The sequence below is a fragment of the Robinsoniella sp. KNHs210 genome (genome assembly GCF_000686105.1).
Classification (GTDB): domain Bacteria; phylum Bacillota; class Clostridia; order Lachnospirales; family Lachnospiraceae; genus Robinsoniella; species Robinsoniella peoriensis.
This window is the reverse complement of record NZ_JMLZ01000002.1, coordinates 4,957,501-4,979,325: the sequence shown is the minus strand read 5'-3', so window position 1 is coordinate 4,979,325 and position 21,825 is coordinate 4,957,501. Positions and strand designations below refer to the sequence as shown.

Annotated in this window: 20 protein-coding genes, 8 tRNA genes, 1 rRNA gene, 1 pseudogene and 1 riboswitch (1 of these 31 only partly in view); of the genes and pseudogenes, 3 read left to right on the top strand and 27 right to left on the bottom strand. The window is 43.7% G+C overall.

Annotated features, from left to right (window positions below; all coding sequences use genetic code 11):
- Window positions 1–3 precede the first annotated feature (3 nt).
- From eutL to CD03_RS0128235, 13 genes are all read right to left on the bottom strand, one after another.
- Complete coding sequence (gene eutL, locus CD03_RS0128290; protein ID WP_027296491.1) at window positions 4–660, bottom strand: ethanolamine utilization microcompartment protein EutL; 657 nt, start codon at window positions 658–660, stop codon at window positions 4–6.
- Window positions 661–712: 52 nt separating this feature from the next.
- On the bottom strand, window positions 713–1,615 hold the full coding sequence (gene eutC, locus CD03_RS0128285) for an ethanolamine ammonia-lyase subunit EutC (protein ID WP_027296490.1): 903 nt from the start codon (window positions 1,613–1,615) through the stop codon (window positions 713–715).
- Window positions 1,605–1,859 carry a DUF6783 domain-containing protein gene (locus CD03_RS39675; RefSeq protein ID WP_334291689.1) on the bottom strand — a complete coding sequence of 85 codons (255 nt, stop codon included), beginning with the start codon at window positions 1,857–1,859 and terminating at the stop codon, window positions 1,605–1,607. Before CD03_RS39675 ends, eutC begins: the two co-directional genes overlap by 11 nt.
- Window positions 1,840–3,204 (bottom strand): ethanolamine ammonia-lyase subunit EutB, encoded by a 1,365-nt coding sequence (locus CD03_RS0128280; RefSeq protein ID WP_027296489.1) that lies wholly within the window; start codon window positions 3,202–3,204, stop codon window positions 1,840–1,842. The genes CD03_RS39675 and CD03_RS0128280 overlap by 20 nt, the downstream gene beginning before the upstream one ends.
- 242 nt (window positions 3,205–3,446) lie before the next feature.
- On the bottom strand, window positions 3,447–4,973 hold the full coding sequence (gene eutA / locus CD03_RS0128275) for an ethanolamine ammonia-lyase reactivating factor EutA (protein ID WP_330373738.1): 1,527 nt from the start codon (window positions 4,971–4,973) through the stop codon (window positions 3,447–3,449).
- Window positions 4,974–4,987: 14 nt separating this feature from the next.
- Complete coding sequence (locus CD03_RS0128270) at window positions 4,988–5,425, bottom strand: EutP/PduV family microcompartment system protein (protein ID WP_027296487.1); 438 nt, start codon at window positions 5,423–5,425, stop codon at window positions 4,988–4,990.
- A 97-nt stretch (window positions 5,426–5,522) separates the two neighbouring features.
- Window positions 5,523–5,873 (bottom strand): BMC domain-containing protein, encoded by a 351-nt coding sequence (locus CD03_RS0128265; RefSeq protein ID WP_044289730.1) that lies wholly within the window; start codon window positions 5,871–5,873, stop codon window positions 5,523–5,525.
- A gap of 15 nt (window positions 5,874–5,888) precedes the next feature.
- Entirely contained in the window at window positions 5,889–7,019 is a 1,131-nt protein-coding gene (locus tag CD03_RS0128260) for a 1-propanol dehydrogenase PduQ (RefSeq protein WP_027296485.1), read from the bottom strand.
- Between the two features lie 294 nt (window positions 7,020–7,313).
- A complete protein-coding gene (locus tag CD03_RS0128255) occupies window positions 7,314–8,381 on the bottom strand; it encodes a Gfo/Idh/MocA family protein (RefSeq protein WP_330377425.1) in 1,068 nt (355 codons plus the stop codon).
- A gap of 85 nt (window positions 8,382–8,466) precedes the next feature.
- Window positions 8,467–9,477, bottom strand: coding sequence for a Gfo/Idh/MocA family oxidoreductase (locus tag CD03_RS0128250; RefSeq protein ID WP_044289729.1), 1,011 nt, complete (start codon window positions 9,475–9,477; stop codon window positions 8,467–8,469).
- Window positions 9,478–9,511: 34 nt separating this feature from the next.
- On the bottom strand, window positions 9,512–10,519 hold the full coding sequence (locus tag CD03_RS0128245; RefSeq protein ID WP_027296482.1) for an ABC transporter permease: 1,008 nt from the start codon (window positions 10,517–10,519) through the stop codon (window positions 9,512–9,514).
- Window positions 10,512–12,017 (bottom strand): sugar ABC transporter ATP-binding protein, encoded by a 1,506-nt coding sequence (locus tag CD03_RS0128240; protein WP_027296481.1) that lies wholly within the window; start codon window positions 12,015–12,017, stop codon window positions 10,512–10,514. The genes CD03_RS0128245 and CD03_RS0128240 overlap by 8 nt, the downstream gene beginning before the upstream one ends.
- A gap of 41 nt (window positions 12,018–12,058) precedes the next feature.
- Window positions 12,059–13,168: a sugar ABC transporter substrate-binding protein gene (locus CD03_RS0128235; protein WP_027296480.1), complete on the bottom strand. Its 1,110-nt coding sequence runs from the start codon at window positions 13,166–13,168 to the stop codon at window positions 12,059–12,061.
- A 651-nt stretch (window positions 13,169–13,819) separates the two neighbouring features.
- Here CD03_RS0128235 and CD03_RS0128230 point away from each other — a divergent pair.
- Window positions 13,820–14,839, top strand: a complete 1,020-nt coding sequence (locus tag CD03_RS0128230) for a LacI family DNA-binding transcriptional regulator (protein ID WP_027296479.1) — start codon at window positions 13,820–13,822, stop codon at window positions 14,837–14,839.
- Window positions 14,840–15,001: 162 nt separating this feature from the next.
- Here the strand turns inward: CD03_RS0128230 and CD03_RS0128225 are convergent, their stop codons facing one another.
- Window positions 15,002–16,291, bottom strand: coding sequence for an FAD-dependent oxidoreductase (locus CD03_RS0128225; RefSeq protein WP_044289727.1), 1,290 nt, complete (start codon window positions 16,289–16,291; stop codon window positions 15,002–15,004).
- Between the two features lie 166 nt (window positions 16,292–16,457).
- Complete coding sequence (locus tag CD03_RS35120; protein ID WP_052378021.1) at window positions 16,458–17,084, bottom strand: metal-dependent hydrolase; 627 nt, start codon at window positions 17,082–17,084, stop codon at window positions 16,458–16,460.
- On the opposite strand from CD03_RS35120, the gene CD03_RS40225 reads away from it, so the two are divergent.
- Complete coding sequence (locus tag CD03_RS40225) at window positions 16,966–17,232, top strand: DUF6783 domain-containing protein (RefSeq protein ID WP_395019288.1); 267 nt, start codon at window positions 16,966–16,968, stop codon at window positions 17,230–17,232. The genes CD03_RS35120 and CD03_RS40225 overlap by 119 nt on opposite strands.
- Here CD03_RS40225 and CD03_RS39670 read toward each other — a convergent pair.
- Window positions 17,146–17,322, bottom strand: a pseudogene (locus tag CD03_RS39670) (DUF6783 domain-containing protein); the annotation flags it as partial. The gene CD03_RS40225 and the pseudogene CD03_RS39670 sit on opposite strands and share 87 nt — an antisense overlap.
- On the opposite strand from CD03_RS39670, the gene CD03_RS40220 reads away from it, so the two are divergent.
- Window positions 17,263–17,403 (top strand): hypothetical protein, encoded by a 141-nt coding sequence (locus tag CD03_RS40220; RefSeq protein ID WP_394910356.1) that lies wholly within the window; start codon window positions 17,263–17,265, stop codon window positions 17,401–17,403. The pseudogene CD03_RS39670 and the gene CD03_RS40220 overlap by 60 nt on opposite strands.
- A 115-nt stretch (window positions 17,404–17,518) precedes the next feature.
- On the opposite strand, the gene CD03_RS0128215 is transcribed toward CD03_RS40220, so the two are convergent.
- The 11 genes from CD03_RS0128215 to CD03_RS0128165 form a co-directional block, all read right to left on the bottom strand.
- Complete coding sequence (locus tag CD03_RS0128215; RefSeq protein ID WP_027296477.1) at window positions 17,519–19,141, bottom strand: Na+/H+ antiporter NhaC family protein; 1,623 nt, start codon at window positions 19,139–19,141, stop codon at window positions 17,519–17,521.
- 97 nt (window positions 19,142–19,238) lie between these two features.
- Window positions 19,239–19,410: riboswitch (Lysine riboswitch) on the bottom strand.
- A 116-nt stretch (window positions 19,411–19,526) separates the two neighbouring features.
- On the bottom strand, window positions 19,527–19,673 hold the full coding sequence (locus CD03_RS38365; RefSeq protein ID WP_197041704.1) for a hypothetical protein: 147 nt from the start codon (window positions 19,671–19,673) through the stop codon (window positions 19,527–19,529).
- A gap of 106 nt (window positions 19,674–19,779) precedes the next feature.
- Window positions 19,780–19,853 (bottom strand) — tRNA-Arg (locus tag CD03_RS0128205).
- Window positions 19,854–19,875: 22 nt separating this feature from the next.
- Window positions 19,876–19,961: transfer RNA gene (locus CD03_RS0128200), tRNA-Leu, on the bottom strand.
- A 22-nt stretch (window positions 19,962–19,983) separates the two neighbouring features.
- Window positions 19,984–20,056, bottom strand: a tRNA-Val gene (locus CD03_RS0128195).
- A gap of 41 nt (window positions 20,057–20,097) precedes the next feature.
- Window positions 20,098–20,171 (bottom strand) — tRNA-Asp (locus tag CD03_RS0128190).
- A gap of 23 nt (window positions 20,172–20,194) precedes the next feature.
- Window positions 20,195–20,268: transfer RNA gene (locus CD03_RS0128185), tRNA-Ile, on the bottom strand.
- 4 nt (window positions 20,269–20,272) lie between these two features.
- Window positions 20,273–20,345, bottom strand: a tRNA-Thr gene (locus tag CD03_RS0128180).
- Window positions 20,346–20,367: 22 nt separating this feature from the next.
- Window positions 20,368–20,439 (bottom strand) — tRNA-Glu (locus tag CD03_RS0128175).
- A gap of 55 nt (window positions 20,440–20,494) precedes the next feature.
- Window positions 20,495–20,566 (bottom strand) — tRNA-Asn (locus CD03_RS0128170).
- A gap of 126 nt (window positions 20,567–20,692) precedes the next feature.
- Window positions 20,693–21,825: ribosomal RNA gene (locus CD03_RS0128165) — 23S ribosomal RNA — on the bottom strand (it continues 1,754 nt past the right edge of the window).

The following is a 21,825-nucleotide window of genomic DNA, read 5'->3' as shown; positions in this document are numbered from 1 at the left end:
CTCTTATTCGTATTCCCTTGGCGCATCAGCTACGGACCGTACTGCCTGGGCAAAAGCGGAACACGCAGCCTTGCATGCGGACTGGCTTCCGGTTAAAAGCCCGCCTCCAAAATTCGTCTCAGAAGGTGGTTCATATAAGGTTACCAGTTTTACATCGGCAGCCTTAAGTGCTGCATCCAGTCCATAGATTGCTTCCAGAGGAGGTGCGATCAGGTAAGCCAGGGCTTCTCCTTCCCGGATTCCTGCTATCTTGGATAAATAAGACCCTGTCCTTGATACAGTATGTGCATAATACACAATGGAATCATCTTCATTTGCACTTACAAAGCAGGCTCCATGCTGCATAAAATTAATAATTGAATTTAATCCGCTTCTCACCTCTGCCGGACTTGGTCCGCCGATAATGCCAATTACTTCCCCTGCCAGTTTGGTAGAGGCATTTCCGGCTCCTGCATACATAGATTTGGCATAGACTACATCCACATCTGCATCCTTTGTTGCCTCATCCAGTGCTGTATAAGTGACATCATCCATATCTGCCGTAATAATTCCCAGACTCTTATGCCTTGGATCTAACCCTAAGGATTGAACCAGGTCATCGCTGACATTAGATATAATCCGTATAGCCAGGATATTCGGCCGCAATTCATCATTTTTCATTTTTACACCCACTGCATATAGCAGACTTATCTGCTATAGCTGCCTTTCTCATTTATTTTAAGTCAATGCCGCTGGCCTTCTTTTCCAGCATTTTCATGATCAGTTCTGCTGCATGAGCACCTGCTTCAACTGCTGTAGTTCCGCCTTTGTGTATATTACTGATTACCGTCCGCTTAGCTTCCGCCAAACCATGTCTTGGCTGATATGCAATATACGCTGACATGGATTCTGCCGTTACAAGCCCCGGTCTTTCTCCTACCAGCATACAGATTACATCAGCATCCGTAACTTCACCAACTGCATCCATGGCGCCAACCCTGGCGTATTTAATAAATAAAATCGGCGGCAGGGTAATTCCATGCATCTGCAGCCCCTGACGAATAGCAGGAATCATATCTTCCACATTTGCTTCAATTGCAGACGAAGACAGTCCGTCACCTACAATAACCAGAACTTTGGGATGGCTTCCACAGGTTTTGCGGATAACATCCAGAGCTTCACTTGGAAATCTTCTTCCCAGATCCGGTCGGGTCAGGTATTGATCCTTATCCTGGCACAGCGTCTGTACAAATACAAAGTCACATTTTTTAATAAACTCTTCTGATACATCACTGAACACAGCATCCTGGGCTGCTGCATGATCCGCACGTACCCGAAGCATAGTCGCTGTCCGGTATCTGGCACCTGCCTTTCCTATCCCAAGTCTGGCTGGGGTTTTGGCTTTCATTGCCAGATATCCTGGTGCATCTTTGGGATCCTTTACCAACAGCTGCTTGCGCAGATCCACTTCGGTAATATCCTCCAGACATCCGCCGGTATCTTGCGGCGCCTGTTTTTTCAAATTTTCTGCTGTGGTCTGTATGACCTCAGACCGCTTGGGTTCCGGTGCTTTTCCAGTATTCAGCATCTGCTCCAGAACCTTCTCTACCATAGACCTTATTTCTTCATCTTTCACGCTTGTTTTCCTCCTTGTAGAAACAAATAATAATTTCATTATCCGATACAGTTTTAAACGCTCTAGAGCGTGTTTTATAATTGCTTTCTGACAGATGTGCGTCACAGTTTGTGGTAGATTTGTCCCGGATGAAGGGCGCGTAGCGGGCTACGCAACCTGAATTCGGGGCAAATATGCCACAAAGTGGGGCGTGCAGATGGCAGGAATGAATTTTAAAACACACTCTAGAACAATGTAGAGGCATCTCCCGCTTTCTTCGTAAGTCTTCCCCGCTCATCCACATAACCCATTTTTAAAAGCCATTCATGGAATGGTTTTATCGCAGTCAGTCCATAGATTTCCCGAAGCGCTGCTGTTTCCTGAAAACCGGTTGTCTGATAATTCAGCATAACGTCATCTCCGTGAGGAATACCCATAAAATAGTTACAGCCTGCAGCAGTCAGTAATACGGATAAATCTTCAATGGTATTCTGATCTGCCTTCATGTGGTTGGTATAGCAGGCATCACAGCCCATGGATATTCCTGTCAATTTCCCCATAAAGTGATCTTCCAGTCCGGCGCGGTTTACCTGGCGACCATCATACAGATATTCCGGCCCTATAAATCCCACTACGGTGTTTACCAGGAACGGTGAAAAATGACGCGCAAATCCATAACACCTGGCTTCCATCGTCACCTGGTCAGTATCATGATGCGCTTCCGATGACAGTTCTGAGCCCTGCCCCGTTTCAAAATACATCACATTGGGTCCCTGTGCCGTTCCCTTGGTCAACGCCATCTGGCGTGCCTCTTCAATCGTAGCCGCATTAAATCCAAAGGCCGTATTTCCCAGCTCGGATCCTGCTATAGACTGGAAAATCAGATCGGTCGGCGCTCCCATTTTAATTGCTTCCATCTGAGTTGTAACATGCGCCAGTACACAGGTCTGGGTTGGTATCTGATACTTCTGTTTGATTTCTTCGAAACGCTTCAGTATCCGGGTTACACTTTCAGCTGAATCATCTACCGGATTCAAACCAAGCAGTGCATCTCCGGCTCCAAAGGTCAGCCCTTCCAAAAGAGATGCCATAATTCCGTCGGGATCATCGGTGGGGTGATTTGGCTGAAGTCTGGATGACAATGTTCCCGCTTCCCCGATAGTCGTATTGCAATGTGCAGTTACCCGGATTTTCCTGGCTCCATAGACCAAATCCAGATTCGACATCAGTTTTGCCACAGCAGCTACCATTTCTGAAGTCAGTCCCCTGGAGATACGCCGGATCTGATCTCCCGTAGTCTCTTCATCCAGAATCCATTCCCGAAATTCGGAGACTGTCATACGTTTAATCTCGTTATAAATAGACTCATTTAAATCGTCCTGAATAATTCTGGTAACCTCATCTGTTTCATAAGGTACCGCCGGATTATTCCGCAAATCTTCCAGCGTAATCTGAGACAGTACAACCTTTGCTGCAACACGCTCCTCTGCCGTCTCTGCAGCAAGTCCCGCAAGCTTGTCCCCGGATTTCTCTTCATTGGCTTTCGCCATTACTTCCTTCAGGGATTTGAAGGCATATACATGCCCAAAAAGTTTTGTTTTTAAAATCATATTTATACCCATTGCATATTACAGGCCTGCCTGTAATACTGCCACAATTAAACCGGTTGAAAGAATCACATCGTGGCATCCTTTCTGCATCGTAATTTTCTTTCAACCTTTCTTCCTGTGCCGCACTTGCTGCGGCTTCCTATCTGTAAGTGTGAAACGGTTTTCTTTCACACTTTTCCCTCCTATACTGCATTTACTGCAGCTTTATATCTGAAAGTGTCAAGTAATTTTCTTTCACACTTTTACTGAGTTTTAAATACCAGTGTTTTTACCACCACCGGAAGCACACAGCCCTCCGCAATCGGCCTCCCGATGTCAATATAATCACCTTCCGACAAGTGTATACTGTCCAGACAGATCACCTCTTTATTCCACTCCAGCAGATGGTACATGGTCTGCCCCAATACCTTAGCCATATCACTTTCTACAATCACAATAACAGGAAGCTTTGCTTCAATCAGCGCTTCTGCCCCCATCAAAATATCTTTTGCATAGATCTGTACTCTGGAAAAAGAAGGGTTCCTTTCTCCATCTATAGCTATTGCAACCTGCGCAAGTTTCTCTTCTACCCGAAACCAGTCCAGCTTTCTTTTAATTGCATCTGCAAGCTTCCCCGGCTGTTCCTCTTCCCGGGTGAGCTTCAGGACCGGAAGGTTTTTCACCGGGAATGCATCACTGGTATACGTGATGGTACTTCCACTGATCTCCGTAGTATGGCTGCCAGCTCCGACTACCGTAGCCCGGATCGTCTCATCACTTTCTATGACTTTGAGCTGCCTGACAAGCAGGGAATCTTTAATGGCTTCTCCCAGTAAAATGCCGATATCGCCAAATTGAAATGGATCTGTAAATTTTTCCGGATGATAAATAGCATCCGCCACACCGCCGGAAAAACTGATACATTGAATCTGATCCTTACACTGGATATTCTTATTTGTGATCATCAGATTAAAATACTCATCTTCTTCTTTTAACCCGACACTTTGCTCCAGCACCTTTACCATCATTTGAAGTATGGGCTTCAGGTTCTGTTTATCTGCCACTGTTCCAACAGCCAGAGGCATTTTTTCTTTTTCAATTATCTGCAAAAGCTTAGGTGCTATATAAGTGATCTTGTGGGTTCGTGCCTCCACTTTAATCAACCGGCCACCAATATCCAGGCAGCCTGTATCAATTGTATCCCCTCTTTGAAACACCGCCAGATTACTGGTTCCGCCGCCAATATCCATATTGACCGCCGTCACATGGTGTTCCTTGGAATACAGGTCTGTCCCTGCTCCCTTACCGGAAATCACACTCTCCAGATCCGGTCCCGCCGTTGCTACCACAAAATCTCCGGCAAACCCGCTAAGGGCATTGACTACTTCTTCTGCATTTTCTTTCCGTGCAGTCTCTCCGGTGATGATAACAGCCCCGGTATCAATCTGCTCTTTTTTAACACCTGCTTTTTGATACTCTTTCTCCACAATCCTGCGTACCTCTTCGAAATTAATCCTCGTCTGGTCTACAAGGGGTGTGAAGTAGATATCACTTTTGTACTGAATCTGTTTTTGTGTGATCACCATCCTGGGAACGGTATAGCTGGTTGCCATATTTTCTACGATAAGCTTTGAAAAAATAAGCTGTGTAGTACTGGTTCCAAGGTCAATTCCCACACTCAGCAATTCTTCTTTCAATTTATACCCACCACATATTGCAGGCTTGCCTGCAATACTGCCACAATAAAGCAGGTTGAAAGAATTCGTGGCATGACTTCCTTCCCGTTTCATAATTTTCTTTCAACCTATACCGCCTCCTTTTCCAAATAATTCATCAAATCCGAAATTCCAATCCCATCCGGTGTATCCACTTCGAAAATAGGGGATGCCCCTGCCTTAACCAGTTCCTTCCTGGCTTTCTCAATTTTCTGTGGTTCCGTCTGGTTTATTTTTGTAATGATACCAATTACTTTTTTTCCGAATATTCCGGCAAAGGCAGGCGGAATTGCCCGGTATTCAGAAGTGGGGTCTGCCACCAGCGCTATCACCTTTGCATCCACAGCAGTCATAATCAGAGCATGGTAAAAATGGCGGTTTTCTAAATACTCGCCCGGAGTATCAATCGAATCCCCGTAACGCTCCACTGCCTGGGTTTTTCGATATTTTATCGTCTGCTCATTCAGTTTCTGGCACAAAGTGGTCTTGCCACAGCCTGTCTGACCGATAAAAATAACTTTTTTCATACACTTTCCCCCTGAATATTGCAAGTAATCCTGGAATATGCCTAAATAAGTAGTGTGAATTTATTCACACTTTCCCCTCTGCCATTTTAAATCCCCATTAAGTCCTGGTAATGGGTGCCCTGGTAAATCCCAGATCCTGCTCCATCGTTCTTAAAATGTCCTTGATCGCCGCTTCTACTGAACTGATATCTCCGGTAAAAACTAACGCTCCGCTAAAGCGGTCTATAAAGCCTAAGGTAATATCGGATGCCTTTGTCGCAATATCAGCTGCTATAATCGCTCCTTCACTGGGCGTTATGGTAAGAATGCCTATGGCATCCATTTCCTCTGGCTCCAGACCAAGCTTGGCGTAAATACCCGGATTCGGTCCCGCGATTACATGTGCCAGCGTAATCTGTTTTCCCGGAACAAATTCCTGAATAATCCGCTGTTTTTCTTCTACTTCCATCAAATGCACCTTCTTTTATAAAGCCTGTTTTAAAATATCCAGAATATCTTTTTTCGAAACCACCCTGGGATTCGTAACAATACATCCATCCGCAAGTGCCCCTTCTGCAATCTGCTCCTCCGCCTTATGAAACTCATCCGGTTTTAGTCCGCATTCCTTAAAGCTCACGGGCATTTTCATCAGCTTTTGCATTTTCTGTATCTGGTGAATCAGATTTTTCACAGCCGACCGGATATTCACCCCTCCAATTCCATACAAAGAAGCAATCGCTGCATATTTTTTTGCAGCTGTCTTATATTCCTTTGTATTATAGTCCTGAATTTCCGCATTATAAGCAATTACATAAGGAAGCAGTATGGCATTTGTCCTGCCATGGGCCACCCCAAACTTACCACCTATATTATGGGCAATTGCATGATTTACACCCAGGGAAGTCATATCAAATGCCAGTCCGGCCATGCAGGAAGCATAGTGCATCTGTTCTCTCGCTTCCATATCCACCGGGCTTTCATAAGATTTCACCAGATACTTCAAGACCGTGACAGCTGCCTTTTCCGCCAAAGCATCCGTAAATGCGTTCGCCTTGGTAGACACATATGCCTCCAACGCATGGGTCAGTACATCCATCCCGGTATCAGCCACAATGGAAGGCGGCAGGCTTTTCACAAGTCCCGGATCCAGTACTGCAATATCCGGCAACAGCGATTTATCAACCAGGGGATATTTCACTCCCTTATCTTTATCTGTAATAACCGCAAAAGAAGTTACTTCTGATCCCGTACCGCTGGTAGTTGGAACCGCAATAAATTCCATGTCCGGCAGATCACCGATCTGTTTGGAAAAGTGCATAATTGCCTTTGCCTCATCAATGGCGGAACCACCGCCCAGCGCAATTACCGTATCCGGCTTATAAGCCATTACTTCCCTGACTCCTTCCACTACAAGTTCCAGTGGGGGATCCGGTACCACATTGCTGAAAATCATATATTCTTTTTCTTTCAGCTGTTCCGTTATCCGATCAACCATCTTTGATTCCACCATAAACGGATCCGTTACGATAAAAATCCGTGATGCGGTAAGATTCTTCAGACAATTCAGGGCATCCGCCCCAAAACACACAGCCGTTTGTATTTTAAATTCCTCCATGTTTCACCATCCCTTCAAAAGCTTTCCTTATTTAGCTATCTTTTGTGAAATGAGACAAGATTATACAATAAAAATAAAAATTGTTGGATTTCTGTGCATTTTTATAACTTTCCGACTCATTAATATTTCCAATATTTTAAATTCCAAACTAATCTTTATAAAAAAACAAAAAAAGATCCACTCAAAAGTGGACCCGCATAAACCATATTCATGTTATTTTTTCAAAGACTTTATAATTATTATTCAAAAAACTGCTGAGCTCGCAAATAGCCCAACAGTCCTGATTTTTGCCTCTTATAGCTGCACCGGATGGTGTTCCTTCAGCGACTGTGCCGCCGCATAAGCAATCTTTGTAGATTTTGTACCATCATATACCGTTACATCCGGCTTACGTCCCTCCCGGATACAAGCAATAAATTCTTTCATTTCCAATACATACGCATCCGCGAAGCGCTCCGGAAAAGAGCCCACACACTCCACTACCGCCCCATTCTTATCATAAATCATTGCCAGATTTTTTGCCGGGACAGGGCTGATACGGATTGAACCCTCGGTACCTACAACTTCCGTTTCTACATGATACCCGTGTGCGGCCGTCCTGCCTACGTGTATCTGTCCAATTGCGCCATTTTTGAACCGGAACATGGCGCAGCCAGTTTCACAATCGCCATTCGCTTCAAACTCCGGATGTTTGAAAGTGCATCCTAACGCATACACCTCAGTTACCTCTTCTCCCAAAAACCAGCGCATTAAGTCGATGTCATGACTTGCCATATCAATATAGATTCCACCGCTGGTACTGCAGAATTTGATGGAACCCTCCACCAGACTTTCCGGATCAATTCCTGTCGCCTTTACCAGATAAGGCTTGCCGATTGCACCTTCTTTTATCTTCTGCATGGCATAGGCATAGGACGGATCATAGCGCCGCATAAAGCCTAAAAAGAATATTTTATCCGGATATTTTTCTACCGCTCTTTCTGCCGCTTTACATTCCTCTTCATTAATACCCAGTGGTTTTTCACAAAACACATGCTTTCCCGCTGCCAATGCCGCTTCGATCTGCCAGCAATGTTCACTGCTGGTAGTGACAATCGCTACGGCATCAATATCTGCACTTTTCAGCATTTCCAGGTAGTCTGTATACACATCCGATACACCCAGTTCATTTTTAGCATACTCTAATTCCGCCTCTGCGACTGAGCATGCTGCCGTTAATTTTGCCCCCGGGATTTTATAGCAAATATTGTTTGCATGTACCTTTCCCAGGCGTCCTAATCCGGCAATCCCGACCTTTACTTCATCCATGGTTTTCCCTTCTTTTTCTATATATTTTAATGATGCTTCCTTGTAGTCCATCATTGTGCAATTAACAGTGAATTGAGCACCCGCTATCTATGTCAGAAGCGCGCCTCCGCTTTGCGGCAGTAACAAACCGGTATCCGGTTCAGCAGACAGCGTACAAATCAGGCTTACGCATCATTTGTATTTCCATGAACCGGCCGGTATTACGGGAACGATTCAGCGTATCTGCCGCAACGCAGGCAGCATAACCATCCCACGCACCCGGGCCATTGCAGCTATTGTTTTCTACCGCTCTCACCCACTCATTTAACTCAATGTCATAAGCTTGAATAAACCTTTGGGACCAATCGGTAAGTATAGGAACGCTGCGCCCTGCATCGGACCGAGTCACAACTGCGTAAGGATCCGGTAAACTGACTGTTCCCTTTTCACATACTACCTGACACTGAATATCATAGCCATAACCATCGGACAATTGTACCTCTACGTCAATGCGGCATCCTGTACCGGTCTCCAGAAGCACGATCTGCGGATTGTCATACCCTTTTACTGAGTAAGAAGATTGCCTTACTTTAAGCACTTGTCCATTTTTATACTCATCGCCCAACAGCCATCGGCAGATATCCAGCTCATGGATTGCTATATTTGACACACCCATCTCGCTGGTAAGTCCCTGAGGCTGATGCATGTTGCGGTGACTGGCATGAATCATAAGAGGATTCCCCAGTTCACCGGATTCCACAATGCGTTTCATTTCCCGGTATCCCGGATCATATCTCCTCATAAATCCAACTTGCACCAGGCGTTTACCAAGTGCCAATTCTGCTTCAATAATTTTTTCACAGTCAGCCGATGTCTGGGCAAGTGGTTTTTCACAAAACACCGGCTTTCCCTGCTTCAGACTCTCAAGAACATAGCCCGCGTGTGAAGTATCCGAAGAAGCAATCAGTACCGCATCCACTTCCCCACTTCCAATCAACTCTTCCCCGGTATCAAATATATGGCTGATATCATATTGCTGTGCGGTATTTTCTGCTGATTCCCGGAAATAATCGGAACAGGCCGCTACTGTGGCTCCGGGAACAAGATTGCGCAAACGGCGAATATGGTCACGTCCAATTGCACCGCATCCGATAACCCCGATTTTTAACATATCAATTCTCCTGACTTTATGAATGATTGATGTTTTATTTTGCAGCCATACGTCTGGCCTTTGCTTCCATTCGTTCACGAGTTACGTCAATAAGTACTGCCAGGATGATAACCAGACCAACAACAATATTCTGGATTGCCGTAGAAGCACTGAGCAGCTGCAGACCATTTCTGATCACAGTAATGATAAGCGCACCGATAATAGTACCGCTCATAGTTCCTTTCCCGCCATTAAAAGATGCGCCTCCGATAATACAGGCAGCAATAGCATCTGTGTCATAAGGCTGAATAGCATTGGCTCCATTGGCGATCCCGCCGCGTCCAATCAGTACAATACCTGCCAAAGCACTCATAAATCCGGATAAAGTATAGCAGAATGTGAGTACATTGGAGCTCTTAATACCAGAGAGGCGGGCTGCTTCAAGGTTTCCCCCTACACAATAGATAGAGCGCCCCAGAACCGTCTTGGAAAGAAATACACCCATAACGGCAAACAACACAATTACTAATATAAAACTTACCGGAAAACCACCCAGCAGTGGTATGGAATTAGGCAGCGTTGCCTCTCCCAGCCATGTAACCTGTACCGGAAATCCGGAAACAATCTTAGAACCTACCACCACCAGGGCAAGCCCCCACAAGACATTTTTCATACCGAGGGTCGATACAAAAGGATGTGGTAAGTGCAGGCGGGTCAGCAGTGTACCATTGATGAAGCCAAAAAACGTACCTGCAACTAAACCTGCAATGATAATTAAAACAGGATTTGTAATCCCGTTTTGTAAAAGCATTCCCATCACACAGGTACAAAAGATGGCATTCGCTCCTACAGAAAGATCAATGCCTGCAGTGATGAGGCACACCAACATACCAGTAGAAATCAATGCATTTACCGATGTTTGCTTAAAGATGTTCATGAAATTCGCAAGCGTTAAGAAGCTTGACGTAGCAAAGCTCAAAATTACACATAATACAAACAGGGCAATCAGGGATCCCAGCTTATTGACCAGGCCCGAATTGGATTTTAATTTTACTTTATTCATCTAAGGTTCCTCCCCACGCAGCTCTCATAATATCCTCCTGATTGAAATGATCACTTTCTCTGTCTAAAGTTCCCGTTACCCGACCACCTCTCATTACCACAACCCGGTCAGACATGCCCAAAATTTCCGGCATTTCAGAAGAAATCATAATTACGCACTTTCCTTCTTTCACAAGATTATTCATTACATTATAAACCTCTATTTTGGCACCAACGTCAATACCTCTTGTCGGTTCATCAAAAATATAAATATCCGCATCGGAATTGATCCATTTTCCAATAACAACCTTTTGCTGGTTTCCGCCTGAAAGCTGACCCGCAATTTCATCTAGCGACGGGGTCTTAATGCGTAACGAAGTAATATTATCTTCTCCCGTCTCCTCAATATGTTTCTCATCCAAAAATAAACCTCTTGCAAAATTTTTCATGTTAGCCATAATCAAATTAGCCCGGATACTTTGTGTCAAAACAAGCCCCTGATTTTTGCGGTCTTCTGTCAAAAATGCAATTCCTGCATTGATTGCCTGTCTTGGGTTTGCGATTTTCATTTCTTTATCATGAATATAAATTTTGCCGCCATCGATGGGATCGGCACCAAATACAGCCCGCATTGTTTCGGTTCGCCCAGCCCCGACGAGTCCTGCGAAGCCCAGAATCTGTCCATCGTATGCTTCAAAGCTGACATCGAATAATACACCGTTTTGTCTCAAATTTTCAACTTTCAGAGCACAGCCGCCTTTTACTCCCATTACTTTGGGAAACTTATTGGCAAGGGAACGTCCTACCATCGCTGTAATTAAGTCATCATTATTTACTTCTGTGATAGGCTTTGTCCAGATATGCTCTCCATCACGTATTACTGCAACACGGTCACATAATTCGAAAAGTTCTTCCAGCTTATGGGATACAAACACAATGCTGATGCCACGGCTGCGCAATTCTCGGCAAATATCCATCAGCTGCTGAACCTCCTTTTCTCCTAATGATGAAGTAGGTTCATCCATTATAATCATCTTAGCCCCAACCGAAAGTGCTTTGGCAATTTCAATCATCTGCTGTACTCCCATGCCCATAGTACCTGCTGCTTTGTCAGGATCGATATCCTGCCCAAGAGATAGCATCACCTCCCGCGCTTTTTTATTCATAGCCTGATAATCCAACAGGCCCTTCTTCCCCCGTATCCACTTATTCATAAAAATATTATCTGTAATGCTCAAAAGCTTTTCAATATTTAATTCCTGATAAACACAGGCAATGCCAGCCTCCGCAGAATCATTCGGATTATGGAAATGTTTCTCTTCCCCTTCCACAAATATACTGCCTTCATCTGCCGAATGTACACCTGTCAGTACTTTTATCAGAGTAGATTTTCCGGCACCATTTTCACCAATCAACCCCAGTATCTCCCCTGGCTTTACAGCCAGGTTCATGTTTTTTAAAGCTACAACACCAGGAAAGCGTTTTGTGACATTTTTTAATTCCACAATATATTCACTCACTGCATACCTCCTTATTCTTCATGCTTAATCAATAGATCGATTTATTTACCAAGCTGAGATTTCAAAGTATCCAATTGTTCCTGTGCATTTTCTTTTGTCACAATTTTACTGCCAGAGTCAATAAACTCTTCTATTTTTTCACCATTTATTGCTTTCACACAAGCTTCAACAGCCTTATATCCCATATCGTAAGCATTTTGTGCAACAGACATTGTTTCTTCACCGCCTAAAATAGCATTACATGCAGACTGAATACCATCAAATCCACAGAAAACAGTATTCGCATATGCCTCATTTCCCTTCGCTGCACGAGCAGCTGCTATAGCCATATCATCATTGTTGCAAACGATCATTGCAACACCGTCCGGGTGATTTTGTATAATAGCTTCCATGGAAGCAAATGCCTTGTCAGCAACTGCATCTGCATATTGGATTTCATCCGATAAAAATGTACCGCCTGCTTCTTCGATACCTGCCTTATAGCCGGTCAGACGTGCTTCTGCAGTAGAATCACCCTGAACTCCAGTAATGGCAATGGCATTTAATTCTGTAAATCCTGCCGCTTTCGCCGCCTCAACAGCTGCCAATCCGCCTGCTTTCGCTGCTTCTTCATTACCGGTTCCTACAAAAGATAATACTTCCGGGGCTTCTATTTTCGTATCTACAGAAATAATCGGCTGCTTAGCACCCGCAATTTTGGAGATTACCATATCCGCCTGTAATGGAGCAATAACAAAACCATCAAATTTCCCTGCTGACAGATTAGTTTCAATGATATTCAACTGCTCATCATAGGAAGTTTCCGACGCTGCACCCTGGATCTCAACATTTACATCCGGATTCTTATCGCTGTATGCCTGGGCACCGGCTAATACGTATCCCCAATACTCAGAAGCAGTAGTTTTCAGGATTACGCTAATGTTAAGTTTATCACCGGTTGCCGATGATACATTTTCGCTCCCGGCAAGATCACTGCCGGCAGCCGTCTCATTGTTGCCAGCTGCCCCTTTGTTGTCAGCTGTTTCATTGTTGTTAGTTGTTTCATTCTTGTTAGTCGTTTCATTGTTGTTAGCTGCAGTAGTACCACCACAAGCAGTAAGGGATAATCCCATAAGCCCCACCATAAAGATACTTAAAATTTTTTTCTTCATACAAAAATCCTCCTTATTTTTTATATAGTTTATTTTTTTGCCGTATGGCATTATGTCCCTTACAAAACCCCATTAATATGCATGAGCATAATATGCACAAGTCATTTTCAAAAAACGCTCAAAATATATGCAAAACATTATATTTTTTAGTATTTATCCAGATTATAACACTACATTTTGGTTAAGTCAATAAGTTTTTTCCAAATTTTTGTGTGCATATTGTCCAGTTTTAATCCTATGTTGTGCATTATCTCTATTTCTCCTTCCACTCTGTATGCACATATTTGCATATTATGCATATGGAATTATGCACATTTCTGAATTACTTTGTGAGGAATTTGTTTCAAAAATACGGGGTGAGCTTACACGGAAGAAAAGGTTAAATATGAAAGAATTGATTCCATAGATGTAATATATCTAAGAAGCACGTCAGGAACAGAAAGTCCGGCGTGTAATTTATAAGAAAGATTATTCATACGTTTGTCGTGATTATTCACATTTTAGTTGACTTAAACTTAAAAATGTATTATTCTTCAATATAGTTAAAATACAGAGAGTCGGATAATAATCTGCAAATTCTCTACTAAAAATCATCTGTTTTTAAATAAACGGTATGATATCCCCGACTCATTGTTTATAGGAGACGTATATATGATTACAACCCAAGAACTTGCCAGGTTAGCCGGCGTAAGTCAATCAACGGTATCAAGAAGCCTTCAGAATTCTTCACGAATCTCTTTGGAAACCAGGATTAAGGTTCAGGAATTAGCAGCACAGCACGGATACACAATAAAAAAAAGGGCGGGCATATCTAATATTTCCGGGAACAATGGGGGAATTGCTATTATTCTGGGCGCTGATAAAATGCATTCCCCCCTTGACCTCTATCTGGAATATTTGTCTAATGAGGTTATCAGGCAAATTGAAAAACAAAATTACTACTGCGTAATCTCATCCTACGATGCAAGTGACCATTCCTTTAATTACATTCAATCAATCATTGAAACAGCCGATATTAAAGGCATTGTTATTATTAATGGCAACTATCACTCTGCACTGGAAGATTATTTAAGCCATTTAAATATTCCTCATATTTACACCCAGTATTTTTCACGTCCTATGAAAAAAAGTTTAAATATAATTGATGTTGACCACTTTACCGGCGGTTTCATCGCCACTAATCACTTATTGGCATTAGGGCATCAGCGTATCGGTACCTTTACCTCCGCCGGAAGTGATTTCAAAGAACGAACAGAAGGATATTGTACTGCACTCGTAAATAACAATCTTGAATGCAATCCTGATTGGATAATTCAAACAGGACTAACTTACGATGACGGATACCAAAACATGCAAAGCAGTTGGAACCAGCTGTGTGACTGCACTGCATTTTTTGCTCAGACAGATATTCTTGGCATTGCTATTATTAATTATCTGACCGATCATGGATATAAAGTTCCTCAGCAATATTCCGTAATTGGCTTTGACGGAATTCCTGAAGGCAATTATTGCCGTCCCAGGCTAACCACTGTTATACAGCCCGTTCTCAAAATTGCGGAAAGAAGCATAGAACATCTTACCTATCTGATAAAGCAGAAAAGTACCAGCGCTGCTCATTTATTCGTACAGCCTGAATTGTATCTGCGTAATTCCACATCACATGTGAAGTAATCAAACGTATAAGTAGCACTTTTCAGACAGTGAAAAAGGCTTTACCCTGAAATAACAATTCATTTAACTATAAATGCCATGGCAAAAAGCTACCGAAGTGCTTTTTGTCATGGCATTTTGGGTCTGGAACAGCAGTCACCGGAAGACTTTTCCGGTATCACATTACAAGTCGTGAACTACCCTGTTGGAAAACACTCCCTTTAATCCTACCATCTCAACTTTCTTTTTAATTTTATTTATATCCATCAGATACAAGCCTCTATCTTTCATCCGTTTAAAATAAACAGAGCCTGAAAAGGTATATTTTCGTTCTATTCCTTCTTCCGTCCCCATTTCTTTTTTTACAAATGCAATCATGTCACCAACCGCCAGACTCTCCGGCAGAATTAAAGTCTCCAGGCCTGATGCTTCTCTTACACTGTTATACCCTGCCAGAATCCCCGTCACAATTGCCTCCGTATGACCAACCAGCAGCCCGGCCTTTTCGCCTGCACAATATAAATTCTCTGCTCCCTCTACTTTCAGACTGTTGTCCCGCGGCGACATTGCCATATATCGGATGGAATTCCCCTTGCCGCCCGCATAGGGATCTTCATATCTGGCATCTTCAAATCCCGGAATCCGCCTGAGTTTATCGATTGGAAAATAAGACGTCATCAACTTGGCATGCCCCGTATCCAATAAAATAATATTTTCCGTAAAATCATCAAGTGCATACTGCTGGCAAGCCTTCTCAGACAAATGATTTTCCCTCAGATCCTCTGGTAAAGGTATTACTGCCACTCCTTTTTCTTCTAACTGGTCAATGATTTCTCCGGAGAGAGACTCTTTAAAAAGCTTACAGGAACCACTCATTGCACCTAGTTTTCCATTTGCCCGCTTTCCCTGTATCTCCGGAATCCCCGCCTCTCCCGTCAGACTGATTCTGCCGCCAAAACTGGGGCATCTTAGAATGCACATGGCACATCCGTTACCAAACTTTCTGCAATTATTCATAGGCCCCGCACTCCCGGTAGCATCAATGAACATCTCGCCGCCAAACTTTCTGCCATCATCCGTCTGTACATTTAAGATCCGTTTCCCATCCATCTGCACTTTAGACATACGCGCCTGAAATTCAATTTTCGTTCCTATCTTTTTTAAAAACCGGTAGATAACTCCGGATATTTTACCAACATCATATAAAGAAGCATGCTCATGACCGGGAAACTCAACATTCTTATGCCTTACGTTTTCATCAATAATACAAAAAATCTCTCCTCCGCCCAGAGCGATCATTTCTTCCGTTGCCGTGTACCGTCCGTTATTTCTCATAATTCCGCCAACCAGTCCTGTACCAAGCAGCATATCCGTTTTTTCCAGCAGCGTAACCTTTGCGCCCTGCAAGACTGCCCCATATGCCGCGGCGCATCCCGCCCAGCCTCCTCCTGCTATTACCACTTCTATACTCATGTTGTCTGCCTCCATTCTTCTGATGAACCTAACTTTTTCCATGCAGTGTGTAAACAGTTTCCTTTCACACTTTTCCGCCTGATTTTCACGGGCTATAAACTCTCATACTTTAATGTATGGACATGTTAGCCTGTTTATTCCTGAAATCGGTTAAATTCCATCCGTCTTACATCCCACCCAGAAAATTCATTCCGGTTCTCCAAAGAAATACCCCTAAATAAAAAAATGTAAGTAAACTCCCTGCACCGCATAAAACCTTACTGATCAAGCCATCAGCCCGGCAGAGATCCAGACTGATTCCCCATTTGAGAGGGTAAAGCAGACGAACATTCTTATAATTAAAAATATCTGCAGCGATATGTGAAAGCATAGAAATGATAAAATAGGGAACCAGAATGGGATAGATAATATATAAAATAAAGCTCAAAATCCCAACCGCCGGTAACGAATGCATAAAAGATCTGTGAGGCCTGCTCTTACCAAAGATACATACCCCCAGAAAAGCAGTCATACCCATCACCAGTCTCACCAGGTTACTGTTACGCATAAAACTCGCTGTTATCCCAAGTTTCCACTGATATTCCATAAAAACAGTGGCGATAACCGCTAACAGCGTAATTGCAATTACTTTGTTTACATCTCTTCTGGCTTCCGAAGTGCTTACGTCTATGTCACTGATTACAGAGCCTACAGATGCCGTCCCGATACACAACACAACCTCTCTGATATTTTCCGGCTGTCCAATCAATAATGCCGCCGCTGTTCCTAATGCCACATGTGTTTTTCCTGTCATACGGTTCTTCTCAACTTTCCTCATTTGTCTTGTAAATCTTAAGTTTTCCCCTGGAACGTGTTTGAAAATTGCATTCTGGCAGCTGTGCGTAACAGTTTGTAGAAGATTTGTCCCGGATGAAGGGCGCGTAGCGGACTACGTAACCTGAATTCGGAGCAAATATGCCGCAAAGTGGGGCGTGCAGATGGCGGGAATGAATTTTCAAACACGTTCCAGGCCTACTTGCGTAATTATACAAAAATCTATCCTTAAACGCAAGCTATTTTTCCGTATGTATGTTCTTATAAAAAGGCCGCTGCAAATTCATTCCAAACACTGACATACGAACTAATTACCATGGGATTATATTTCCCAATCCATGTCAAATAAAGAATCATTTTACAACGACCTGCTCTTCATTTCAATTTATTTACATTTATACTTTTCCGATTCTCTTACAACGTTTCCTGCTGATTTTGGGAAACCATCCTTGCAAATACCAAAACAACAAGCATAAGCACGATTCCAAAAGGAAGTGCAATCCAGGCACTTTGTACAAATCCCGCTAATATATAGGTCAGGAAGGATACAACGGCTGCCGTAACCGCATAGGGAAGCTGTGTTGTCACATGATTCACATGGTTACATCTCGCCCCTGCCGATGCCATAATCGTCGTATCCGAAATCGGAGAACAATGATCTCCGCAAACTGCCCCCGCCATACATGCTGAAATAGAAATAATCATTAATTCCGGATTAGATTTTTCAAATACTGCAACCACAATAGGGATGAGAATACCAAATGTACCCCAGGACGTACCGGTTGCAAAGGCCAGCCCGCATCCAACCAGGAAAATGATTGCCGGCAGAAACTTCATTAAGTCTCCTGCACACTGCGCCATAGCTCCTGCCACAAAATCTGCTGCTCCCAGGCTGTCTGTCATGGCTTTTAAAGTCCATGCAAAGGTAAGTATTAAAATAGCCGGTACCATTGCTTTGAATCCATCCGGCAGACATGCCATACAATCATTGAAATTCAATACTTTTCTAATATTATATAGTATTATTGTAATCACCATTCCAAAAAAACTGCCAAGAGCAAGCCCTACAGAAGCATCACTATTAGAGAATGCAGTAATAAAATCTTTTCCTGCGAAAAATCCGCCTGTATAAATCATACCAATTACACAGCAAACAATTAAAGATAATATAGGAATCATTAAATCCAGAACGCTTCCATGGGGATTGGAAATATCATCTTCATCAAAATTTCCTATTTTGTCTCCTGTTGAAAAAAGATCACCTTTCCGTGCATTTTTTTCATGAACCGCCATAGACCCAAAATCTACTTTCAGCAATACAAGTCCCACCATCATAACAATCGTCAGCAAAGCATAAAAGTTATATGGAATTGCTCTGATAAAGATAGAAAACCCATCTTCACCTTCCACAAAACCTGTAACTGCAGCTGCCCAGGATGAAATAGGTGCGATGATACATATCGGTGCTGCCGTAGCATCAATCAGATACGCCAGCTTTGCCCTGGACACCTGATGCTGGTCAGTAACCGGACGCATTACACTGCCTACTGTCAGACAGTTAAAATAATCATCAATAAAAATTAATACCCCTAAAACAATTGTTGCTAGCTGGGCACCAACTCTCGTCTTTATTTTCTTACCAGCCCATCTTCCAAACGCAGCCGAGCCTCCGGCTCTGTTCATCAGACTGACCATACATCCCAGAATAACCAGGAACACCAAAATTCCCACATTATAGCTATCCGATAACACTTTGATGAATCCATCATTAAAAATGTGTGTCACAGTCCCTTCAAATCCAAATCCGGAAAAGAACAGTCCTCCAACCAAAATACCTAAAAATAATGAACTGTAAACTTCCTTAGTAATCAATGCCAGAACAATTGCTACTACCGGTGGTACCAACGCCCAAAAAGTTGCATACATAGCGGGCTTCGCTGCTCCTTCTTCTGCAGCCAGAACCGTCATGGGAATCAATGCCGTGAATATCAGTAACATGCTGATACCCATAAACAACCTTCGTTTTGAAATCCTCATTCCTATATCCTCTCTTTCCCTCCAAGAAAAAACCATGAATGAAAGTCTCCGTGGGGACATACATTCATGGTCATTTAAGGTCAGATTTCCCTATACCACTTCAGATAGCGCTCCACATATCAGTGACAGTCCGCAACATATTCTGCTGCGTCCCAGAGCTAATTCCATGGACCGGAATATAGCTCTTCGGCGATCTTCCCTTTTCTCCAAAACGGCTGTCCTGCCACTTGTCCCGGAGTACTGATGAATATCGCACCTCTATCATTTCATTTTTATTTCTTGTCTAGTTATATGTTTCTATTTTAACATTTTTTCGACAAAAAGCAAAGATTAAAATTTTGTTTTATTCCTGCTTTATTTCAGATAGCTTCCATTCCGCAAGCAATCAAAATTCTTGCCGCAGCTGCAAAATAAAAAATTGAAATTCTTCTGACAGCCTCCAGAAATCATTATTCCCAGCCAGCTTGTCTACCATATCATTGGTAAACCTCTCAGCCATGTAAAATACAATTGAAATTCTAACATCATCCAAAGATTAGCCGAACAAATACTTTTTCATTTATTCCGCTAATCACTTCTTTAGTGAATTAAGCAAAAAAATAAGTCCTCGCAAAATTTTCATTTTACAAGGACAATCACGTGCGTGAGAAGATTCGAACTCCCGGCCTTTTGGTCCGTAGCCAAACGCTCTATCCAGCTGAGCTACACGCACATATTTAATTGATGATTCTGAATGCCGGCGACCGGAATCGAACCGGTACGGGAGATTAGTCCCGCAGGATTTTAAGTCCTGTGCGTCTGCCAGTTCCGCCACGCCGGCATTTCATGGTATCACTACCAAATGGGACCTACAGGGCTCGAACCTGTGACCCTCTGCTTGTAAGGCAGATGCTCTCCCAGCTGAGCTAAGATCCCATGGGATATGTAATTAATAAATCCTACATCTTTCGATGTAACGACCCAGATCGGACTCGAACCGACGACCTTCGCCGTGACAGGGCGACGCTCTAACCAACTGAGCCACTGGGCCAAACATTAATAACAACAGACAAATGGACCTTCGGGGACTCGAACCCAGGACCGACCGGTTATGAGCCGGTTGCTCTAACCAACTGAGCTAAAGGTCCAAAGAGCCGATGATCGGACTCGAACCGATAACCTGCTGATTACAAATCAGCTGCTCTGCCAATTGAGCCACATCGGCATATGACGTATGTTGTTATTAGTGACTCCAAGGGGATTTGAACCCCTGTTACCGCCGTGAAAGGGCGGTGTCTTAACCGCTTGACCATGGAGCCTTGCTTTACTGCCTTTTATCCTTTTAAATACTTAGCCATTTTGTTAAGTACTTAGCTCCCCGAGTTGGGCTCGAACCAACAACCCTTCGGTTAACAGCCGAATGCTCTACCATTGAGCTATCGAGGATTATACTGCTTTTTTGAAAAGCCATATACCTTCAAAACCACATACAGAAATTCATCAAATATCATCCGTTCTTGCATTACCAACTTCGTTGATTATATCAACTTTATTGACATTATCCTAAACCTTATGGATAAGCCTTCGACCTATTAGTATTAGTCAGCTCCATACATTACTGCACTTCCACCTCTAACCTATCTACCTCGTCGTCTTCAAGGGGTCTTACCGCTTATGCGGGGGATATCTCATCTTGAGGGGGGCTTCACGCTTAGATGCCTTCAGCGTTTATCCCTTCCCGACTTGGCTACCCGGCCATGCTCTTGGTAGAACAACCGGTACACCAGAGGTCAGTCCAACCCGGTCCTCTCGTACTAAGGTCAGCTCCTCTCAAATATCCTGCGCCCACGCCGGATAGGGACCGAACTGTCTCACGACGTTCTGAACCCAGCTCGCGTACCGCTTTAATGGGCGAACAGCCCAACCCTTGGGACCTACTACAGCCCCAGGATGCGATGAGCCGACATCGAGGTGCCAAACCACTCCGTCGATGTGAACTCTTGGGAGTGATAAGCCTGTTATCCCCAGGGTAGCTTTTATCCGTTGAGCGATGGCAATCCCACTTTATACCACCGGATCACTAAGTCCTACTTTCGTACCTGCTCCACCCGTCGGTGTCACAGTCAAGCCTTCTTTTGCCTTTGCACTCTGCGAATGGTTTCCAACCATTCTGAGAAGACCTTTGAGCGCCTCCGATACCCTTTCGGAGGCGACCGCCCCAGTCAAACTCCCCGCCTGACATTGTCCCACCACCGGATCACGGTGGCTGGTTAGAAATCCAATACTGCAAGGGTGGTATCCCAACAATGACTCCTTCACAACTGGCGTTGTGAATTCTTAGTCTCCCACCTATCCTGTACATGCAATACCGAATCCCAGTATCAAGCTGGAGTAAAGCTCCATGGGGTCTTTCCGTCCTGGCGCAGGTAACCAGCATCTTCACTGGTATTTCAATTTCACCGGATGCATTGTCGAGACAGTGCTCAAATCATTACGCCTTTCGTGCGGGTCGGAACTTACCCGACAAGGAATTTCGCTACCTTAGGACCGTTATAGTTACGGCCGCCGTTTACTGGGGCTTAAATTCAATGCTTCGCTTGCGCTGACATCTCCTCTTAACCTTCCAGCACCGGGCAGGCGTCAGCCCATATACTTCACCTTGCGGTTTTGCATAGACCTGTGTTTTTGCTAAACAGTTGCTTGAG

Excerpts from the sequence above, each read along its gene's own strand:
- eutL (WP_027296491.1), bottom strand. The coding sequence starts at position 660 with ATGAAAAATGATGAATTGCGGCCGAATATCCTGGCTATACGGATTATA.
- CD03_RS39675 (WP_334291689.1), bottom strand. The coding sequence starts at position 1,859 with ATGCCTCTACATTGTTCTAGAGTGTGTTTTAAAATTCATTCCTGCCAT.
- CD03_RS0128280 (WP_027296489.1), bottom strand. The coding sequence starts at position 3,204 with ATGATTTTAAAAACAAAACTTTTTGGGCATGTATATGCCTTCAAATCC.
- eutA (WP_330373738.1), bottom strand. The coding sequence starts at position 4,973 with ATGAAACGGGAAGGAAGTCATGCCACGAATTCTTTCAACCTGCTTTAT.
- CD03_RS0128270 (WP_027296487.1), bottom strand. The coding sequence starts at position 5,425 with ATGAAAAAAGTTATTTTTATCGGTCAGACAGGCTGTGGCAAGACCACT.
- CD03_RS0128265 (WP_044289730.1), bottom strand. The coding sequence starts at position 5,873 with ATGGAAGTAGAAGAAAAACAGCGGATTATTCAGGAATTTGTTCCGGGA.
- CD03_RS0128260 (WP_027296485.1), bottom strand. The coding sequence starts at position 7,019 with ATGGAGGAATTTAAAATACAAACGGCTGTGTGTTTTGGGGCGGATGCC.
- CD03_RS0128255 (WP_330377425.1), bottom strand. The coding sequence starts at position 8,381 with ATGATGGACTACAAGGAAGCATCATTAAAATATATAGAAAAAGAAGGG.
- CD03_RS0128250 (WP_044289729.1), bottom strand. The coding sequence starts at position 9,477 with ATGTTAAAAATCGGGGTTATCGGATGCGGTGCAATTGGACGTGACCAT.
- CD03_RS0128245 (WP_027296482.1), bottom strand. The coding sequence starts at position 10,519 with ATGAATAAAGTAAAATTAAAATCCAATTCGGGCCTGGTCAATAAGCTG.
- CD03_RS0128235 (WP_027296480.1), bottom strand. The coding sequence starts at position 13,168 with ATGAAGAAAAAAATTTTAAGTATCTTTATGGTGGGGCTTATGGGATTA.
- CD03_RS0128230 (WP_027296479.1), top strand. The coding sequence starts at position 13,820 with ATGATTACAACCCAAGAACTTGCCAGGTTAGCCGGCGTAAGTCAATCA.
- CD03_RS0128225 (WP_044289727.1), bottom strand. The coding sequence starts at position 16,291 with ATGAGTATAGAAGTGGTAATAGCAGGAGGAGGCTGGGCGGGATGCGCC.
- CD03_RS35120 (WP_052378021.1), bottom strand. The coding sequence starts at position 17,084 with ATGACAGGAAAAACACATGTGGCATTAGGAACAGCGGCGGCATTATTG.
- CD03_RS0128215 (WP_027296477.1), bottom strand. The coding sequence starts at position 19,141 with ATGAGGATTTCAAAACGAAGGTTGTTTATGGGTATCAGCATGTTACTG.